General features: G+C 52.1%; 14 protein-coding genes. 9 read left to right on the top strand and 5 right to left on the bottom strand.

Features of this window, described 5'->3' with window-relative positions; translation table 11 throughout:
- Positions 1-7: 7 nt before the first annotated feature.
- The 3 genes from rmuC to CRP01_RS01125 form a co-directional block, all read right to left on the bottom strand.
- A complete protein-coding gene (rmuC, locus tag CRP01_RS01140; protein ID WP_099148139.1) occupies positions 8-1345 on the bottom strand; it encodes a DNA recombination protein RmuC in 1338 nt (445 codons plus the stop codon).
- 141 nt (positions 1346-1486) lie between these two features.
- Positions 1487-2689 (bottom strand): ADP-forming succinate--CoA ligase subunit beta, encoded by a 1203-nt coding sequence (sucC, locus tag CRP01_RS01135; protein ID WP_099148138.1) that lies wholly within the window; start codon positions 2687-2689, stop codon positions 1487-1489.
- A gap of 286 nt (positions 2690-2975) precedes the next feature.
- Positions 2976-4538, bottom strand: coding sequence for a zinc-dependent metalloprotease (locus tag CRP01_RS01125; RefSeq protein ID WP_099148136.1), 1563 nt, complete (start codon positions 4536-4538; stop codon positions 2976-2978).
- A 494-nt stretch (positions 4539-5032) separates the two neighbouring features.
- Here CRP01_RS01125 and mdh point away from each other — a divergent pair, with 494 nt between their 5' ends.
- Positions 5033-5965 (top strand): malate dehydrogenase, encoded by a 933-nt coding sequence (gene mdh, locus CRP01_RS01120; RefSeq protein WP_099148135.1) that lies wholly within the window; start codon positions 5033-5035, stop codon positions 5963-5965.
- A gap of 123 nt (positions 5966-6088) precedes the next feature.
- On the opposite strand, the gene CRP01_RS01115 is transcribed toward mdh, so the two are convergent.
- Positions 6089-6508 (bottom strand): nucleoside-diphosphate kinase, encoded by a 420-nt coding sequence (locus CRP01_RS01115; RefSeq protein ID WP_099148134.1) that lies wholly within the window; start codon positions 6506-6508, stop codon positions 6089-6091.
- A gap of 252 nt (positions 6509-6760) precedes the next feature.
- Here CRP01_RS01115 and CRP01_RS01110 point away from each other — a divergent pair, with 252 nt between their 5' ends.
- The 4 genes from CRP01_RS01110 to CRP01_RS01095 all read left to right on the top strand — a co-directional run bounded on the left by CRP01_RS01110 (position 6761) and on the right by CRP01_RS01095 (position 10711).
- Positions 6761-7777: a DHH family phosphoesterase gene (locus CRP01_RS01110; protein WP_233752608.1), complete on the top strand. Its 1017-nt coding sequence runs from the start codon at positions 6761-6763 to the stop codon at positions 7775-7777.
- A gap of 16 nt (positions 7778-7793) precedes the next feature.
- Positions 7794-8696: an FKBP-type peptidyl-prolyl cis-trans isomerase gene (locus CRP01_RS01105; protein WP_099148132.1), complete on the top strand. Its 903-nt coding sequence runs from the start codon at positions 7794-7796 to the stop codon at positions 8694-8696.
- A gap of 3 nt (positions 8697-8699) precedes the next feature.
- A protein-coding gene (gene prfB, locus CRP01_RS01100) for a peptide chain release factor 2 (RefSeq protein WP_185154546.1) occupies positions 8700-9789 on the top strand; the annotation gives its coding sequence in 2 pieces (ribosomal slippage) (positions 8700-8747 and positions 8749-9789; 1089 coding nt in all).
- On the top strand, positions 9770-10711 hold the full coding sequence (locus tag CRP01_RS01095) for a hypothetical protein (RefSeq protein WP_099148130.1): 942 nt from the start codon (positions 9770-9772) through the stop codon (positions 10709-10711). The genes prfB and CRP01_RS01095 overlap by 20 nt, the downstream gene beginning before the upstream one ends.
- A 209-nt stretch (positions 10712-10920) precedes the next feature.
- Here CRP01_RS01095 and pfkA read toward each other — a convergent pair whose 3' ends face one another.
- Complete coding sequence (gene pfkA, locus CRP01_RS01090; RefSeq protein ID WP_099148129.1) at positions 10921-11919, bottom strand: 6-phosphofructokinase; 999 nt, start codon at positions 11917-11919, stop codon at positions 10921-10923.
- A 235-nt stretch (positions 11920-12154) separates the two neighbouring features.
- On the opposite strand from pfkA, the gene CRP01_RS01085 reads away from it, so the two are divergent.
- The 4 genes from CRP01_RS01085 (at position 12155) to CRP01_RS01070 (ending at position 18569) form a co-directional block, all read left to right on the top strand.
- Positions 12155-12979, top strand: coding sequence for a glycoside hydrolase family 73 protein (locus CRP01_RS01085; RefSeq protein WP_099148128.1), 825 nt, complete (start codon positions 12155-12157; stop codon positions 12977-12979).
- Positions 12980-13102: 123 nt separating this feature from the next.
- Positions 13103-14497 (top strand): Gfo/Idh/MocA family protein, encoded by a 1395-nt coding sequence (locus CRP01_RS01080; protein ID WP_099148127.1) that lies wholly within the window; start codon positions 13103-13105, stop codon positions 14495-14497.
- A 303-nt stretch (positions 14498-14800) separates the two neighbouring features.
- The gene (locus CRP01_RS01075; RefSeq protein WP_099148126.1) at positions 14801-17110 is read left to right on the top strand and encodes a PSD1 and planctomycete cytochrome C domain-containing protein; all 2310 of its coding nucleotides are present in this window, start codon (positions 14801-14803) and stop codon (positions 17108-17110) included.
- 4 nt (positions 17111-17114) lie between these two features.
- A complete protein-coding gene (locus CRP01_RS01070) occupies positions 17115-18569 on the top strand; it encodes a DUF1501 domain-containing protein (protein ID WP_099148125.1) in 1455 nt (484 codons plus the stop codon).
- The last annotated feature ends 2 nt before the right edge of the window (positions 18570-18571 follow it).

The following is an 18571-nucleotide window of genomic DNA, read 5'->3' as shown; positions in this document are numbered from 1 at the left end:
CACCAAATCACTCCTCGTCAAAGCCATCCAATAGCTCGGGCGGCAGGGATTTACTCGCTTTAGCCCCCAATTCACGGATGCGTTCCGCCCGTCCTACCAGCGTGTCTCCGTACTTTTTCCCATCTGTAAGTTTGCGCATGGCATCGTGGTAGGCGCCCTGGGCGGAATCCAGCCGCAGGCCAACCGCTTTCAGATCATCGATAAAGCTGACGAAGCGATCGTAGAGCAGACCACTCTGACGGGCGATTTCGAGTACATTTCTTTTTTGCTTTTCCTGTTTCCAGATATAGGAGACCGTACGCATCGTAGCGAGTAGGGTAGACGTGGTCACGATCACAATGTTCTGATCTAGGGCCTCGTTAAACAGACTGGAATCCTCCTGCAGAGCAATGCCGAAAGCCGGTTCGATCGGGACAAACAAGAGGAGATAGTCCGGTGAATTGATCTGATACAGTTGCTGATAGTTCTTACCGCTCAGGTCTTTGATGTGAGAGCGCAGACTGTCGATGTGCTGGCGCAGGTATTTCTTTCGTTTCTCATCCTTGGAGGCCTGGAAAAAGCGTTCGTAGGCCGTAAGGGAAACTTTACAGTCGATAATGAGGTGTTTGTTGTCGGGCAGGTTAATGATGAAATCCGGTCGCTTCTGGCGTCCGTCTTCGTCCCGGAAACTAGTTTGGGTCTGGTAGTGGATATCGCGGGCGAGCCCGGCTCGTTCCAGCAGCATTTCCAGTTGCACTTCCCCCCAGTCTCCCTGGGTCTTGTTTTCTCCCTTTAATGCCGTCGCCAGATTATTGGCATCTTCGCTGAGCTGTTGATTGAGCAGGCGCAGATGTTCGATCTCCTTTTTGAGGGATACCCGGTCCCGGGTTTCTTCCAGGAACCGTTTTTCGATCCCATCTTCGAAAGATTTGATGCGTTCGCGCAGTGGGTCCAGAATATCGTGCAGGGCTTGTTGATTCTGGGATTTGAACTGGTTACTCTTCTCTTCAAGCAGGCGGTTGGCCAGATTTTCAAACTCTACCCGGGCCTGTCGTTGCAGCTGCTCTACTTCGTCCGCCTGGGTCTGGAGCTTTTCCTCGATCTGAAGGAGTTGTTGTTCCCGACCGGCGAGGGTAGCGGACAATTGCCGCAATTCCGTATCCTTTTCCGCCAGATCTTCCCGTTGCAGGTCCGATTGCTCCTGCAGGTGGTTGTAGACTTCCCGGGAAATGTACTGTTTATCCAGTGCTTCTCTCGCTACAAAATCCCGATCCAGGATCATCCGCTGTCGCCACATGCCGGCAATATATCCCAGTACCAGGCCGGTGATCAGAAAGAGGAAAGAGATTATCAGCGGATTTTCCATAGGCAATAGTTGCAAGGATTTGTTTGGTGAAAATACAATTTTGTTTTCCTAAAACGAAAAATCCCGGGCTTTCCGTTCAGGAAAACCCGGGATTTATTTTTTCTGTGCAACTGAGCCCGGATACCGGGTTCCAGTCGTTATTTATCCGAGAACCTTAGCAACCAGATCAGCGGCATCCTGCAGCTGAATGGCGGAGTGTACTTCCAGTCCGGATTTGTCGATAATGTCTTTTGCCAGGTCCGCATTGGTACCTTGGAGACGCACGATGATCGGAACTTTGATGTCGCCGATGTTTTTGTATGCGTCGACAACTCCCTGAGCCACGCGGTCACAACGAACGATACCACCGAAGATATTGATCAGAATGGCTTCTACGTTGGGATCTTTCAGAATGATCCGGAAGGCATGCTCTACGCGCTTGGCGTCAGCCGTACCCCCTACATCCAGGAAGTTGGCGGGCTCTCCACCGGAAAGTTTGATGATGTCCATCGTGGCCATGGCCAGTCCGGCACCGTTCACCATACAACCCACATTTCCGTCGAGGTTAACGTAGTTCAGGCCTACGTTCTTGGCTTCCACTTCGGTCGGATCTTCTTCGTCCAGGTCCCGCAGTTCGGCGAGGTCTTTGTGACGGAAAAGTGCATTCTCATCGAGTGTTACCTTACAGTCAACCGCTACGATATCATCGTGGCCGGTCTTCATGCAGGGGTTTATCTCGAACAGGGAAGCGTCGGAACCTACAAATGCTTTATACAGCGAAGCGATGAATTTGGACATCTGCTTGAAGGCTTTACCGCTCAAACCCAGGTTGAAGGCAACCTTACGTGCCTGGAAGGGCAGCAGGCCCTGCTCCGGATCGATGTATTCCTTATGCACCAGATGGGGCGTCTTTTCGGCCACCTCTTCGATATCCATACCACCTTCGGTAGAATAGATGATCACATTCTGTTTGCGCTGACGATCCATCAGGATGGATACGTAGAATTCTTCACAGGAATCGAAATCGGGAACGTAGGCATCTTCGGCAACCAGGATCTTGCGAACCAGTTTACCGGGACCGTTCATACCACCGGGAGTCTGAGGCGTTTTCAGCATCATTCCCAAAATGGCATCGGCCGTTTCTTTTGCACCATCCTTACTTTTTACCACTTTCACACCACCGCCTTTACCCCGGCCGCCGGCGTGGATCTGCGCCTTGATCACCGCAAATTTGGAACCGGTGCGTTCGGCGATCTCCTCGTAAGCGTTTACCGCTTCGTCAACCGTGGTTGCCACGATGCCTTCCTGAATGGCTACACCGTAGCTCTTAAGTAATTCTTTTCCCTGATATTCGTGTAAATTCATATTAGATAAGGTGTTTACAGCTTCTGTTTAGTCAGTGTTTTCAATCAGAGCCCAAATGTAATAAAAAAAGCATTGCAGGCCCTTCTTCCGATCGGATTATCTAGGGGAATTCGGGAAATTACCCGTTTGGGTCCCGGCGGGGAACTGGCAAACGGCACCCGTCCTGCTGGCTATAGACCAAGCTCCGGCGTGGAGCTTCTAAAATACGAAATGGCCCGGAGGCTGTTCCACCCGGGCCACTTCGCAAGATTGGAACCAAAGCAGGAGCCTGCCCCGGCCTATTATCTTAAGGGATAACGGCAATGCGCTTGGTCAGTCGTCCTTCGCTGGTTTCCAGCGCCAGTAGATATACTCCGGCGGTGAGGTCTCCGGTGGATAGGGAGATCCGGTTGGCGCCATTGACGAAACGCTGACCGGCCTCGGTGCGAATACGCCGGCCGTCAATCCCGTACCAGCTGATCTGACCTTCAAATACTTCCGTACTGTTGATGGTCACCTGGATGTTGGAATTGGCATGTACCGGGTTGGGACCAACGGTCCAGCCTTCCACAAATTCCGGTTCTTCGATCTTGGTTACCGAACCGGTGATGAACGAACCGCTGGCGGTGAAACCCATGCCGGTATCGTAGCAGTTGAAGGGGCGTACGCGCCAGTAATACTTGCGCTCCGCTTCCAGGCCGCTCACCACTTTGGCGTTGCCGTTCACGATCAGGCTGAACGTACTGGTGCTTTCCATATAGTTGGCAAAGCGGGAAACCTCCAGCAGGTACTTATTGGCACCGGGTACAGCCGTCCAGGTAAAGGGAATATCGTTATAGTAGGGTAGGCGTTCGTCGGCGATGGGGAATTCCAGCGTGGTATTGGTGGTAATGTCCGCGCTGCCGGGCGTCCAGCCGCTGCGGATATAGGACCGCTCATCGCTGCTGAGACTGGCAATAATAGCCGCCTTCTGCATGGCAGAAAAGAAGTAATCCTCCGAGCTGCAGGCATTGAAGTAACCCATGTACAGCTTCTCTTCCGGATTCACCAGATCACCTTTCGGATCTTTTACACCACCTTCGTAGTTGCAGGAGTTCCAGTAGTCCGGGAAATTGTAATCGGGAGGCGTATCGCACAGGAGGTCACCGGATTCGTCGCAGTTACTGCCGTCCTGGAGCTCGGTTAAGAATCCGTTCGGGGCCCGGGTAGGGGCCTGGTCGCCGTACTGGTCGGTATCGTAGGGTTCGGAATCCCAGCCGCGATGCGGGTGCGCCAGGGTGAAGTAGTGGCCCAACTCGTGGGTCAGCGTAACCGATGAACCAGATACTTCACTTTTCCGGATAACTACCCAGTCGGATTCGAAAACCCCCGTACCGGTAATGGCAATCTTCAGGTAGTAACCCAGGGTCCGGCCCAGGCTGCTTGTATTGCGGTCCGCCGTTTCGGGGACGAAGACATTGATGGCGCTGTTATCCCGGTTGACCTTCATGATCGTACCGATCGTCGCTTCGTGATCCTCAAATACAGTTGTATTCTTGATATAGTTGAAGGAACAGTCTTTCAGGTAGAACTGGATATCCATATCGGCGAAATCCTCATTCAGGGCCGCCAGCTGGTCGAGTACCTGGGCTTCTTTCACCCCGCTCGTCCCGTCGGTTTTGGCGATGATATGGAATTTGATCGGAATGTACTGCGTACTCCGAAATTGAATGGGATTCGATTCCGCCCAGCGGATATTTCTCTGCAGGTCAGGAATGAACGCTTCCTGTAACTGACCCACCGTTCCACAGCTTCCGTTGTCGATCTGAGCGTTCATAGTGGAAATGCTGAGTAGACATACCATCCCGAAGATGATAGAAGTCCTTTTCATATATGACGTTATTTTAAATAATTACCTCAGAGTTTGTACGGGAATTATTAATCGGGCTGCAAACGCCACTTTTATGTTTTTACTTCAGCTATTTCTCAGTACGTACCTTATAGGTATGCACTTCAAAATGAGCTTCGTCAAAACAAAAAATTGACTGTTTTCGCCGCAAAGAAAAAATCCCGAACACACTCTTATACTATTTTGAGTCAAATTGGTTTCAATGCAGGTCCGACTTCCAGCCGGAGACTGTATTCAGGACAGCACGGGCTGCCACCTGCCGTTCGGATCAGGTCAGCCGGAATATTGCCGACGGAAAGCCGGCGCTATAAATAGGGTGTTTGGAATGGAGATGTCCGTATAAAACGGAAAAAATACCGGGGCATTATCTTTATACCAAACAAAATTAGACAACTTCTTTAACAAAGGCACCAAAAATTGGCTACTTTTGCCGTGCTTTTGACAAGTAATTTTTAAATCAATAGAATAATTAATTTATGAGTAAGGTAACTGTGGTAGGTGCTGGTAACGTCGGAGCTACCTGCGCCAATGTACTTGCCCACAAGGATATTGTAAAAGAAGTCGTCCTGATAGATATCAAAGGCGATCTGGCGCGCGGTAAGGCGCTGGATAGCTGGCAACAGGCTCCCATCGATTATTACAGTACCCAGCTGACGGGTACGGAAGATTATAAGGATACGGCCGGTTCGGACATCGTAGTGATCACCGCGGGTATTCCCCGTAAACCGGGTATGAGCCGGGATGATCTGATCTCCACCAACGCCAAGATCGTCACTTCAGTTACCAACTCCATCATGGAGCATTCCGAGAATCCCATCATCATTGTGGTTTCCAATCCTCTGGATGTAATGACCTACGCCGCTCATAAAGCTTCCGGTCTGGATTCCAGCCGTGTATTCGGTATGGCCGGTATCCTGGATACGGCTCGTTACCGGGCGTTCCTGGCAACTGCACTGAATGTTTCTCCGAAAGATATTCAGGCAGTACTGATGGGAGGCCACGGCGATACAATGGTGCCGCTGCCCCGCTACACAACCGTAGCCGGTATTCCCGTTGAGGAAATGATCGACAGCGATACGCTGAACGCAATCGTAGACCGCACCAAATCCGGTGGTGGTGAGCTGGTTAAACTCATGGGTACTTCCGCCTGGTACGCTCCGGGTGCTGCTGCTGCTCAGATGGTAGAAACCATCGTACGCGATGAAAACCGCATTTTCCCCTGCTGCGCCCTGTTGAACGGCGAGTACGGTCTGAAAGATATTTTCCTGGGTGTTCCCGTGAAACTGGGCAAATCCGGTATCACCGAACTGCTGGAACTGAAACTCAATGCTGACGAAATGGAACTGCTGAAAACTTCTGCGGGCCACGTACGTTCAGTTATGGAGGTGTTCGACAACATGAACGCCTAAGCAGTAAGACAATAAAAAACAGGGGGTGAACCATCGGTATTTCCGGTGGGACACCCACCAAATGAAAAAGGCCGCAAAAGCAAATGCTCATTGCGGCCTTTCTCGTTGCTGTTGCTTCGTCGCTTAGAACATCTCCGTTGCGGCGAAGTGGAAGCTACCTTCACGGGCAGCGTTCTCATCGGAGTCCGCACCGTGTACGGCGTTTTCGCCGATGCTGGTAGCGTACTTGGCGCGGATGGTGCCGGGAGCAGCTTCAGCCGGGTTGGTCGCACCGATCAGCTTGCGGAAATCTTCCACTGCATTGTCTTTTTCCAGGATGGCAGCCACGATCGGGCCACTTGACATGAATTCCACCAGTTCGCCGTAGAACGGACGTTCTTTGTGTACTTCGTAGAATTCACCGGCTTTCTCTGCCGACAGTTTGGTCAGTTTCATGGAGACGATCCGGAAGCCCGCATCGTTCATCATTGCCAGGATACCACCGATGTTTCCAGCGCGTACGGCATCGGGTTTGATCATGGTAAAGGTTCTGTTTCCAGCCATTATTTTTTGTTTTAACTGTTTTACTTTTGCAGTCGTTACAAACGACTTTGAATTATCTTAAAACCCTCGGGGACGCAGTACGAAGCAATTGATTGACCGCAAACAGCCTCTTTTCCTTCCGGCGCCCCAAAAAAGCGACGCAAAAGTAGGCAAACTGAGCTAATCTACACAAGGCCCGGATGTAAAAAATTACCTCTGGGTTGTGATACTTTTGGTTAAGTACATAATTTTTGTCAACTTCGCTCCCTGATTTTGAAGCGCTTTATGGAATTTGCTGAAGAAATAAAAAAAATACTATCCTATCCTAAGGATATAGCCATTACCACTCATCGCAATCCCGATGGGGATGCTATTGGTTCTTCTCTGGGTTTGTATCACTACCTCAATATGCTCGGGCATAGTGTGCGGATAGTGGTGCCTTCCGAGTACCCTGATTTTATGGTCTGGATGCCGGATGTGGACCGGATCATCATCTACGATATCGAACCGGAGGAATCCGCCGAGGTATTCGAACGGGCGGAAGTGATCTTTTGTCTGGATTTTAATTCGCTGGACCGGATCGACAAGGTGGGTGACCTCTTTGCCGACCGCCGGGCGACCAAGATCCTGATCGATCACCACCTGTATCCCGAACATTTTGCAGATTATACCATTTCCAATACCGAAGCGAGTTCTACCTGCGAAATGATCTTCGATTTCATAGAAGGGCTGGGCGACAAACCGATGATCAATAAAAACATCGGCGATTGTCTGTTTACCGGCATTCTAACGGATACCGGTTCCTTCAAATATGCGACCTCCGCTAAACTATTTCGCATCGTAGCGCAGTTATTAGAGGTCGGAGTGGATGATTATATGCTGCAGGACCTGATCTTCAACAGTATGACGGAAAAACAACTGCGTCTGTTGGGGCACTGCCTGCACAACCGGATGGAGATCCTGGAAGAATTCCGCACCGGTATCATCACGCTGACCAAGGAAGATTATGCCAATTTCGACATCAAGCGGGGCGATACTGAAGGTATTGTCAATTATCTGTTGAAAATGAAAAAGATCGTGGTAGCGGCCTTTATTACGGAGCAGCCTACCATCGTCAAGATCTCTCTGCGCTCCAAAGGAGATTTTTCCGTTCAGGAAATTGCCCGCAGACACTTCAAAGGCGGGGGACACAAAAATGCCGCCGGCGGCGCTTCCTTCAAGGGATTGCGCACAACGGTCAAGCGTTTCAAAGAACTGTTACCATTGTATAAAGATCAACTCAATTCTTAACAATTATTAATAATTCATGCATCAATTAATGCGTTTATTCACACTTGTCGTTTTAGCGGCAACTTTGGTCTTGACGTCCTGCCAGCAGGACTCGGCCATGCAGACTGCATCTGATGGAACCGAGTTTAAGATCCAGAAGTCTACCGGTTCTCCGAAAATACAGCCTGGTCAGTACGTATATTACCACGCGCAGCGTCGTAAGGGAGAAGAAGTGGAAAGCAGAAGTCGTGACCTGGGAGATCCACAAATTTTTCAGATTCCGGCCGAAGACAATCCCAACAGCGAAACTGCTCTGTTGGAGGATGTACTCACTTCCATGGGAGTGGGCGATAGTGCTACCATTTACCTGCGTCTCGATACGCTACCGACCAAACCTCCGGGATTTGAAGAAGAAGATGTTATGTACTTTGACCTGGTCGTTGTGGACGTAAAGGAGCAGGCTGAGTTCGATGCCGAGCAGGAAGAGAAGCGGGCCGCTGCCGAAGCGGATGCAGCCGTGTTTCGGGAAAGAGCGGAGCCCGTTATTCAGGAAACTAAGAACATTGTTGCCCAATATGCCGCCGGCGAACTGGGAGATAAAGTACAACGGACCAATACCGGACTGGGGTACATGATCGTTGAAGAAGGTACCGGAGCTTCACCTACGGTAGGGAAGCAGGTATCCGTACAGTACGTAGGTACACTGACCGACGGTACCTTATTCGATAACTCATTCGAGCGGGGCCAAGCCATTACTTTCCCATTGGGAGTAGGACGGGTTATCCCGGGCTGGGACGAAGGTATCGCGCTGCTGAAAGAAGGCGGAAGCGGTTATCTGTTCATCCCTCACCAGTTGGGATACGGCGAAGCAGGTTCACCTCCGGTGATCCCGGCCAACGCTGAACTGGTATTTTATGTTGAATTAATTAAAGCATTTTAAAGCATGACCACTGATCAACTGAATGATCTGAAAGAGCGCCTGGTTTCGTTAAGGAGGTATCTTTGACGTCGATGAACGCAAAAGACAGATTGAAGACAAAGAACAACAATCGTTGAATCCCAATTTCTGGGATGATCCGAAACGTGCGGAAACCATTCTGAAGGAGCTGAAAAGCCACAAGAACTGGGTAGAGCAGTACGAAGATGTCGCCACACTGGTCGAGGACACGGAAGTGCTCCAGGAGTTTTACCAGGAGGGCGAAGGCACGGAAGAAGATGTGAACGCCCGCTACCGGGAAGCGCTGGACGCCATGGAGAACGTGGAATTCCATTCCACGCTGAACCAGGAGGAAGACGAACTGGGTGCCGTATTGGAGATCAATGCCGGTGCCGGCGGTACGGAGGCCTGCGATTGGGCCGAAATGCTGTACCGGATGTACCTGATGTGGGCCGAGAAGCAGAACTTCAAGGTTTCCGAGCTCAATAATCAGCCGGGAGATGTGGCGGGGATCAAATCCGCGTCGCTGGAGATCTCCGGTGATTTTGCCTACGGTTTTCTTAAAGGGGAGAACGGCGTGCATCGTCTGGTAAGGGTAAGCCCCTATAATGCACAGGGCAAACGCATGACTTCCTTCGCTTCGGTTTTTGTGCATCCCATGATCGATGATCGCATCGAAGTGGAAGTCAATCCTGCAGATCTGGACTGGGATACGTTCCGTTCCAGTGGTGCGGGTGGGCAGCACGTGAACAAGACCGAATCGGCCGTCCGGGTCCGCCACATGCCCAGTGGGATCGTGGTGGAATGCCAGCAGGAACGCTCTCAGCATATGAACCGCGAAAAAGCGATACAGATGCTGAAGTCCCGTTTGTACGAGCTGGAACTGGAAAAGAAGCGGGCCGAGAAGCAGGCGGTCGAATCGACCAAGATGAAGAACGAGTGGGGATCGCAGATCCGGAGCTATGTTCTGGACGATCGCCGCGTTAAGGATCACCGTACCGGTTACCAGACCAGTCAGACGGATGCTGTACTGGACGGGGATCTCGACGAATTTTTGAAAGCCTATCTCATGCACCATGAGTCAAGCTCCAATTAAACAAGGACCGAAAGGCTTACTGCGCTGGCGTGGTAAACCTTTCGGTTCCCCTTTTTCTACGGTATTCCTCCTGACGCGGATCGCTACCGTAGCGGTCTTCCTGGGCCGGGCCTGGCAGCATCTGCGCTGGGACGCTCCCTACCGGGACCTGTTCTGGGATGAAAAGTGGATGGGAGGACTGGTACACCTGTTCGGCTATGCGGATTGGAACTCCTACGTGACCGATCCCCGGACGGACCAGGTCATGCAGCATCTCATCCAGGCTACCGGCTGGTTTTATCTGCTTTGCGCCGTAATGGCCCTGATGATCACCCGCCTGGGAAAACCGGGGCGCCGGATCCTTCGGATCGGTGGCGCGTTTCTCATCTTTCTCGCAGCCCTGTATACCAAGGAAAAATTCTATTTCTTCGGCCAATTTCTGGAATATACCCTGCAGTGGTCTGCACCCTTTTTCCTGGCGGCTTTCGCCCGGCAGACCAGCATTACGGACCGACAGGTACTCTTACTGAAAGTAGCGATCGCCCTCACTTTTGTCTGCCACGGACTCTATGCGGTGGGTTATTCTCCCCGGCCGGAACTCTTCCAGACCATGGTGATCAACATCCTGGGTTTGGGAAATGATATGGCTATTCATTTTTTGAACCTGGCGGGCGTGCTGGATTTTATCTTTGCCGCGGCGCTTTTCGTGCCCTGGCGGAAGATTAACATTCTGGCACTGGCCTATCTGACATTTTGGGGATTCATGACCACCATTGCCCGGGTGTGGGCTTTTGTACACTGGGAATTCCTGGGCTCAGGACTGGCGCAGTGGTTACACGAAAGCGTTTTTCGCTTTCCGCATTTTTTGTTGCCGCTCGGCCTGCTTATCTGGTTGCTTTACGGGAAAGAATCAAACGCTATCCAGGAGAAGGACCGGGAATAAAGAAGTAATCCCGCCATCAGAAACCACCTATCCAAGACCATAATCCAGCTACAGGAGAAAGAAAGACAGATCAGGAAGTATGATGCTTCCCATTCCAGGAAACATTTCCACATTTCCACATTCAAACGTTTCCACATTCAAACATTTCCACGTTTCAGCAAACGTCATTCGTCAACACCTGGCCATCTGCGTCTGAAAAGGAAACCATATTAAATCGCCAGGATCTCAGCCATCCGGATCAATTGATTGTCCGGCTTCCGGTTCTTGGAGATCGCTTCTTCAAAAGGCGTGAATTTGATCTTGCTGTTTACCAGCCCGGCCATCACACCGGCTTGCCCTTCCAGCAGACCTTCCACCGCAGAGAAGCCCAGTCGACTGGCCAGCACGCGATCCAGCGCCGTGGGAGAACCTCCGCGCTGCAGGTGACCGATGATGGTTACTTTGGTATCGTAAAAATCGAACAATTCCTTGACCTGCTTGGCGATCTCGCTGGCTCCACCGAAGTGATTTCCTTCCGCCACGATCACTACACTGAAGAGTTTTTTCCGGCGGGCACCCATTTTGAGTACATCGACCAGATCTTCCAGCGTAGCGTCTTTTTCGGGGATCATTACACTGGCCGCACCACTACCGATAGCGGTATTCAGAGCGATAAATCCAGAATTCCGTCCCATCACCTCCACGAAGAACAGGCGGTTGTGGGAATCCGCCGTATCGCGGATCTTATCCACGGCCTCGATTGCCGTATTGACCGCCGTATCAAAACCGATGGTAAAATCGGAACCGTAAAGATCATTATCGATCGTACCCGGTACGCCGACGATGGGAATGTCGTATTCCTGAGAAAAGACCATCGCCCCGGTAAATGTACCGTTACCGCCGATCGCGATCAGCCCGTCGATATCGTAGGCTTTGAGCGCTTCGTAGGCCGTACGGCGACCTTCGGGGGTCATAAACCGCTGGCTGCGGGCCGTCTTCAAAAAAGTACCTCCGCGGTGCATGATGTTGCCCACATCTCCGACTTCCAGCCGGACGAGATCACAATCGATCATGCCCTCGTATCCTCTTTTGATGCCAAATACGTGGAGATTGTTATAGGCTCCGGTCCGAACCACAGCCCGGACGGCGGCATTCATTCCCGGGGCGTCTCCTCCGGAAGTAAATACAGCGATCCGTTTGATCTCTTTTTTCTTAGTATCCTTTGCCATAGGTCAATTTATCTTATAAAAGGATGCCCGTTTGATCGGCGTGCTTCCCTCATTTTTTTTCGAAGCCCCAAAGGTAGTGTAAATTTAACACTAAGATGGTGGGAGCAAAGCAATTTTCTCACAAGAAAGACCGGAAAATCTCTAAACTGTCAAAAAATTGGTGAATATTTTTTAAATAAAAACAATTAGTTTATTTTTGTTTTCCAATGGAATTGAGGCTTCTAAACTATTTGTTATGACCAATTTTACCCATAGTGCGCAGCGATCGGCGCCCGTGACTATTGTTTTGCCCGCATATTTTCGAAGGATTAGAGAAAACTGGTTTAATCTGCTGATCCTGGGGCTCCTGATCCACCTACTATTTCAGAAAGATATAACGATCCGTTTCCAGTTGCACGACCGCGACCTGGTAGCGGCGGAAACGTCCGCATCACCTACCGGCCCCAGCGCTAAAAAGATGAGTAGCATCATCCCGATCGGCTCGCTGGATCTCGGGGAAGAGGAATCGCTCAGTCAGGAAGACGAACGCCTGGCCAACACGTTTTCCAACCTTACTTTCGTGCTCAATCCGGCTTATGCCAAACGCAAGAACGTTCCGAAGAGAATCGTGGCCCGGAAAATTGAGAATTGCCGGGATTACGTTCGCCGTTACGCCGCGGAAGCACAACAGGAAATGCGGGACCACGGCATACCGGCCAGTATCACACTCGCTCAGGGGCTGCTGGAATCCAATGCCGGAGACAGCCGCCTGGCCCGGGAATCCAACAACCATTTTGGGATCAAGTGCCGTTCCAAGTGCCGGGGGTGTACCTGTCGAAATTACACTGATGATGACATCTACGATATGTTCCGTGTTTTCGAACAACCGCTGGCGAGCTATCAGGAACACTCTAAGTTGCTGACCAGTAAGCGGTATCGCCATTTGGCAAAACTGGGCCGTACCAACTATCGCGACTGGGCTTTCGGTCTCAAAAAGGCCGGCTACGCCACCGATAAACGCTACGCGGAAAAACTGATCCGCATCATCGAGGAACTCGAACTGGATCGCTACGATAGCTAAGTTCGGAATGGAGGTGGCACCTGCTCTGTCAGCTGGCCGTCTCACCTGGCCCCGATGTACGCCTTGGCATGGTATTCATCGTCTATTTTTGTAACTTGACGATCACAAAAAGAAACACATACCATGTCCAAATCACGTAGAGCTTTTATAAGAAAAATGGGAGCCGGCCTGGTAACGGCCGGTTTCTCTTCCAATCTTTTACTTGCCGAAAATACCCAAAGCATTCCGCTGGCGCAGTTATTGTCCCGATCCTACGGTCCTAATGACACCATCCGATTGGGAGCGATCGGTATGGGCATCATGGGCTTCAGTAACTGCCGGACCGCCCTGCAACTTCCGGGCGTTGAACTCGTTGCCGTTTGTGATCTGTACGATGGCCGACTGGAGCACAGCAAGGAAGTTTTCGGCGATCATCTGTTCACTACCCGTGATTACCGCGAGATCCTTTCCCGTCAGGATATTGATGCGGTGATCATTGCCACTTCCGATCACTGGCACGACCATATCTCCATAGCGGCGATGAAAGCCGGAAAACACGTTTACTGCGAAAAGCCGATGGTGCACCATCTCGACGAAGGGCACGCTGTGATCAAGGCCCAAAAGGAGACCGGTCAGGTATTCCAGGTAGGCAGTCAGCGGGTGAGCTCCATCGTTTACCACAAGGCCCGGGATCTGATGGCCGACGGCGTTATCGGCGATCTCGTACTGGTGGAAGTCTGGTACGACCGGCACTCTGCCCTCGGGGCCTGGCAGTATTCGATCCCGCCCGACGCTTCGCCGGAAACCATTGACTGGCAAGGATTCCTCGGCGATGCTCCCAAACATCCTTTCGATAAGACCCGTTTTTTCCGGTGGCGTAATTACCGGGACTACGGTACCGGGGTTGCCGGTGATCTCTTCGTGCACCTCTTTTCCGGAGTACATACGATCCTGCAGTCGCACGGCCCGAACCGGATCTATTCCAGTGGCGGCCTGCGTTACTGGAAAGACGGCCGCGATGTACCCGACGTGATCCTGGGTATTTATGATTATCCGGAAACGGACCAACATCCGGCCTTTAACTTACAGCTCCGCTCCAATTTTGTGGACGGCGGCGGTGGCGGTTCCAAGTTCCGCTTTGTCGGTTCGGAGGGGATCATGGAGTTGACCGGACGGGCCATAACCGTCAAAAGACGGAAGCTGCCCACTGCACCGGGTTACGGAGGCTGGGATTCCTTCAATACCTTTACCGAAGCCACGCAAAAGGCCTATAAGGAATGGTACGAATCACACTATCCGGATGAGCCGCGCATGTCCGAACCGGATGAACTAAAGTACGAAGCTCCCCAGGGTTATAGCGATTCCCTGGATCACTGGGCCACGTTTCTGGCCGGTATTCGCAATAATCATCCGATCATTGAGGATGCGTCATTCGGCCTCCGGGCTGCAGGGCCTTCACTGGCTTCGAACAAGAGCTATTTTGAGCAACGTGTGATCAATTGGGACCCCGATCGCATGTTGGTTATGGAGGAAGGCTAGCGGCAGGGAGAATAGCTCCCGCGCTGTGGGCTGTCCGGATCAAAACAGCTTGCTTTTCTTCCGGAACCACGGGGCGGGGCGCATTCCATCCGACTGATCAGCGGTTGTCCGGGAGCAGCAATCGGCAAAAAAAATATCAGAAAAGGCAAAAAAAAAGTTGTCTGTGCACTTTGCCAGTCATTAATTTTGCAAAAGAGAAAGCTTCCAGGGTACTATTCCTCCTGTCTGAATAATTGTGCTTGTTTATTCGGTCGCTTTTGTCGACAGCTCCAGAAAGCTCTGTTTCGAGAAAAAAATAATTACATGCCATCCATTGCACCTAACCACATTTGGCTTTTACTGATATCCGTTACCCTGCTCGGTACGGGGATGTCCTGTTCCAATCGGGCAAACGATCGGGAGCTGGTGGATTACAACTTTGACGTTCGTCCGATCCTGTCCGATAAATGTTTTAAATGCCACGGTCCGGATGCCAACCAGCGGAAGGCCGATCTCCGTTTGGACACGGAAGAAGGAGCTTACGCGGCGCTTAAAGACGACGCCAGCCAGTTTGTGATCGTTCCCGGCGAGCCGAACCAGTCGGCCCTCTACCATCGCATTACTACCACGGATTCCCTGGATATCATGCCGCCCCCGGAGGCCAACCTGGCCCTGAGCGAGGGAGAGATTGAGCTGCTGAAAAAGTGGATAGAACAGGGCGCAGAATACAAACCGCACTGGGCCTTTATCCCTCCCGAGATGCCGGATCGCCCCGAAGTGGAACTGGCGGATTGGCCCCAAAATGATATCGATTACTACGTACTGAAGAAAATGGAAAGCCAGGGCCTTTCGCCCAATTCGGAAGCGGATAAGGCCCATTTGTTAAAACGACTGGCCTTTGATCTTACCGGGCTGCCGCCTGACCTGGAATTACAGGAAAAATACCTGGCGGATGATTCGGAAGGTGCTTACGAAAAAGTAGTGGATGAACTGCTGGCCAGCCCGCACTACGGGGAGAAACTGGCGCTGCACTGGCTGGATGTGGCCCGCTACGCCGATTCCCACGGCTACCAGGATGACGGACTACGAACTATGTGGCCCTGGAGGGACTGGGTGATCCACGCCTTCAACTCCAATTACCCCTACGATCAGTTCCTGACCTGGCAACTGGCGGGTGACCTGATCCCGGATAAAAGCAAGGAGACTCTGCTGGCTACCGGTTTTAATCGCAACCATAAGATCACACAGGAAGGAGGGGTCATTGACGAGGAATACCGGATCGAGTACGTTACGGACCGGACCAATACTTTCGGAAAAGCATTTCTGGGTCTGACTTTCGAGTGTGCCAAATGCCACGATCACAAATACGATCCGATCTCCCAGAAGAATTACTACGAAACCTTTGCCTTCTTTGACCAGGTTCCCGAAAAAGGGCTGGTCGGTACCATCGACGCTTCCTTCGCGGATCCCCCAAATATGGAGATCACCAACGAGGATGTGGCCGGCATTCTGGACTTCATCAACAAGCAGGATTCGGCCAAACTGGAAGTCATGGTCATGCAGGATTCTACGGGTATCCGGGCCACGCAGATCCTTGATCGTGGGCTGTACGACGCCAAAACCGATACGGTGACGCCCAATATGCCGCTGGCGATCATGCCCTTCGATACGGCGGTATTCCCCGCCAATCGCCTGGGACTTGCCCGGTGGATGCTGGCGGAGGAGCAACCGCTTACCGCCCGCGTTTTCGTCAACCGGATCTGGCAGGAACTCTTCGGCCGGGGCATCGTCAAGACCTCGGGAGATTTCGGCATGCAGGGCAACCTGCCGACCAATTTACCCCTGCTCGACTATCTGGCTATTGATTTCAGAGAGAACGGCTGGGATATCAAACGACTGATCAAACAGATCGTGATGTCGGCTACCTATCGTCAATCCGCCGAAGTACCGCAGGAAAAACTGGAAAAAGACCCCGAGAACGTATACCTCGCAAGAGCGCCAAGGTTGCGGTTACCCGCCGAAAATGTCCGTGACCTGGTGCTGGCGAGTAGCGGCCTGCTCAACGATGATATCGGCGGGCCCAGTGTGAAGACCTACCAGCCGGATGGTATCTGGGAATCCGCCTCTTCCGGGCGGGGTATCCTGACCAATTACATACAGGATCACGATAAGGATCTGTATCGCCGTGGGATGTATCAGTTTATCAAACGGACCGTGCCGCCGCCCGTAATGCTCATGTTCGACGCCTCCAACCGGGATCAGTGTGAGGTGCGCAGGATGCGCACCAATACGCCGCTCCAGGCGCTGGTGATGTTGAATGACCCCCATGTACTCGAAGCATCGAGGGTACTGGCCGAAAAGCTATTTGGGGAAGCCGGAGATATTGACGCCAAAATTGAAAAGGCCTTCCAGTTGATCATTTGCCGACCGCCGGGAGCGGAAGAATTTGCGGTGCTCCAGGGTCATTTTAAGGAAGAGAGTCAGTATTTTGCCGAACACCCGGATGCGGCCGAAAAGTTTTTGCGTACCGGTGAGTTTCCGCGGGCCACCGTCGAAAATGTAACGGCGCTGGCGGCTCTCATGCAGGTCGTTCATACTATTTATAATCTGGAAGAAGCAATTGTGAAAACCTAAGCATATGGATAAGGAATTTTTAGAAAACAGACTGAACGTCAACCGTCGCCAGTTTTTAGGAAAACTAAGCCTGGGGATCGGTAGTGTAGCCTTAGGTTCTTTGATGGTGCCGGACCTGTTCTCCAAAGGAGACAGCATGGCGGCCGGTTTGCCCCTGGGCTTACCGCATTTTGCGCCCAAGGCCAAACGGGTGATCTACCTCTTCCAGAACGGAGCGCCTTCCCAACTGGAAAGTTTCGATTTTAAACCCAAATTGCGGGAAATGCACGGCCAGGACCTGCCGGAATCCGTGCGGCAGGGGCAACGCCTCACCGGAATGACTTCCGGGCAGGACCGCTTCCCCCTCGTGGGTTCCAAATTTGATTTCCAGCAATACGGAAATTCCGGAGCCTGGGTGAGTGAACTCTTTCCCCACACCGCCAAGGTGGTGGACGACATCTGTTTCATCAAAACGATGCACACCGAGGCCATCAATCATGATCCGGCGCTCACCTTTATGCAGACCGGAGCCCAGCAGGGCAACCGCCCCAGTATGGGCGCCTGGATGAGTTACGGCCTGGGCAGTGAAAACCAGAACCTCCCGTCATTCTGTGTCCTGCTCTCCCGCGGACCGGGCAACGGTCAGGGTGTCTATTCCAAGCTGTGGACCAACGGTTTCTTGGATAGCATCCATCAGGGCGTGCAGTTCAGTAATAGTGAAGATCCGGTTTTATATCTGGGTAATCCGGCCGGTCGGGACAAAGCGAGCCGCCGTCGTATGCTGGATAAACTTTCCGAACTGAACAGTCAGAACTACGCATCCTTTGGCGATCCGGAGATCAATACCAAGATCAAACAATACGAAATGGCGTATCGTATGCAGACGGCCGTGCCCGAACTGACGGATCTCAGTCAGGAACCGGAACACATCGTTCGCATGTACGGGCCGGACTGCCTGGCTCCGGGTTCCTACGCGGCCAATTGCCTGCTAGCCCGAAAACTGTCGGAAGCCGGCGTACGCTTTGTACAGCTCTATCACCAGGGATGGGATCAGCACGGTAACCTGGTCGGAGAGATGGCCCAGCAGGCCCAGGAGGTCGACCGGCCTACGGCAGCACTGCTTACCGACCTCAAACAGCGTGGTCTGTTGGACGAAACCCTGGTGATCTGGGGCGGAGAATTCGGACGGACCAATTACTGTCAGGGGAATCTCGGAAAAGATAACTACGGCCGGGATCACCACCCGCGCTGCTACACCATCTGGATGGCCGGTGGTGGGGTGAAACCCGGGATCACCTACGGTCAGACCGATGAATTCGGTTATAACATTGTAGAAAATCCGGTACACGTCAATGATTTCCACGCCACCATCCTGCATTTGATGGGGCTGGATCACGAAAAACTGACTTATAAACACCTGGGCCGTCGCTACCGTCTGACCGATGTGGCCGGCAAAGTGGTGAAAGGCGTTATTGCTTAGTT

Origin of the sequence: Flavilitoribacter nigricans DSM 23189 = NBRC 102662, assembly GCF_002646595.1 — a bacterium.
In the GTDB taxonomy this organism is placed as follows: Bacteria; Bacteroidota; Bacteroidia; order Chitinophagales; family Saprospiraceae; genus Flavilitoribacter; species Flavilitoribacter nigricans.
Note: the sequence above shows the minus strand (reverse complement) of the source record. Positions and strands in the feature narration are given on the sequence as shown.

Coding starts and splice junctions, on each gene's coding strand:
- CRP01_RS01125 (WP_099148136.1), bottom strand. CDS start 4,538: ATGAAAAGGACTTCTATCATCTTCGGGATGGTATGTCTACTCAGCATT.
- CRP01_RS01095 (WP_099148130.1), top strand. CDS start 9,770: ATGAGTCAAGCTCCAATTAAACAAGGACCGAAAGGCTTACTGCGCTGG.
- CRP01_RS01115 (WP_099148134.1), bottom strand. CDS start 6,508: ATGGCTGGAAACAGAACCTTTACCATGATCAAACCCGATGCCGTACGC.
- pfkA (WP_099148129.1), bottom strand. CDS start 11,919: ATGGCAAAGGATACTAAGAAAAAAGAGATCAAACGGATCGCTGTATTT.
- CRP01_RS01075 (WP_099148126.1), top strand. CDS start 14,801: ATGCCATCCATTGCACCTAACCACATTTGGCTTTTACTGATATCCGTT.
- CRP01_RS01105 (WP_099148132.1), top strand. CDS start 7,794: ATGCATCAATTAATGCGTTTATTCACACTTGTCGTTTTAGCGGCAACT.
- CRP01_RS01080 (WP_099148127.1), top strand. CDS start 13,103: ATGTCCAAATCACGTAGAGCTTTTATAAGAAAAATGGGAGCCGGCCTG.
- CRP01_RS01070 (WP_099148125.1), top strand. CDS start 17,115: ATGGATAAGGAATTTTTAGAAAACAGACTGAACGTCAACCGTCGCCAG.
- CRP01_RS01085 (WP_099148128.1), top strand. CDS start 12,155: ATGACCAATTTTACCCATAGTGCGCAGCGATCGGCGCCCGTGACTATT.
- sucC (WP_099148138.1), bottom strand. CDS start 2,689: ATGAATTTACACGAATATCAGGGAAAAGAATTACTTAAGAGCTACGGT.
- rmuC (WP_099148139.1), bottom strand. CDS start 1,345: ATGGAAAATCCGCTGATAATCTCTTTCCTCTTTCTGATCACCGGCCTG.
- mdh (WP_099148135.1), top strand. CDS start 5,033: ATGAGTAAGGTAACTGTGGTAGGTGCTGGTAACGTCGGAGCTACCTGC.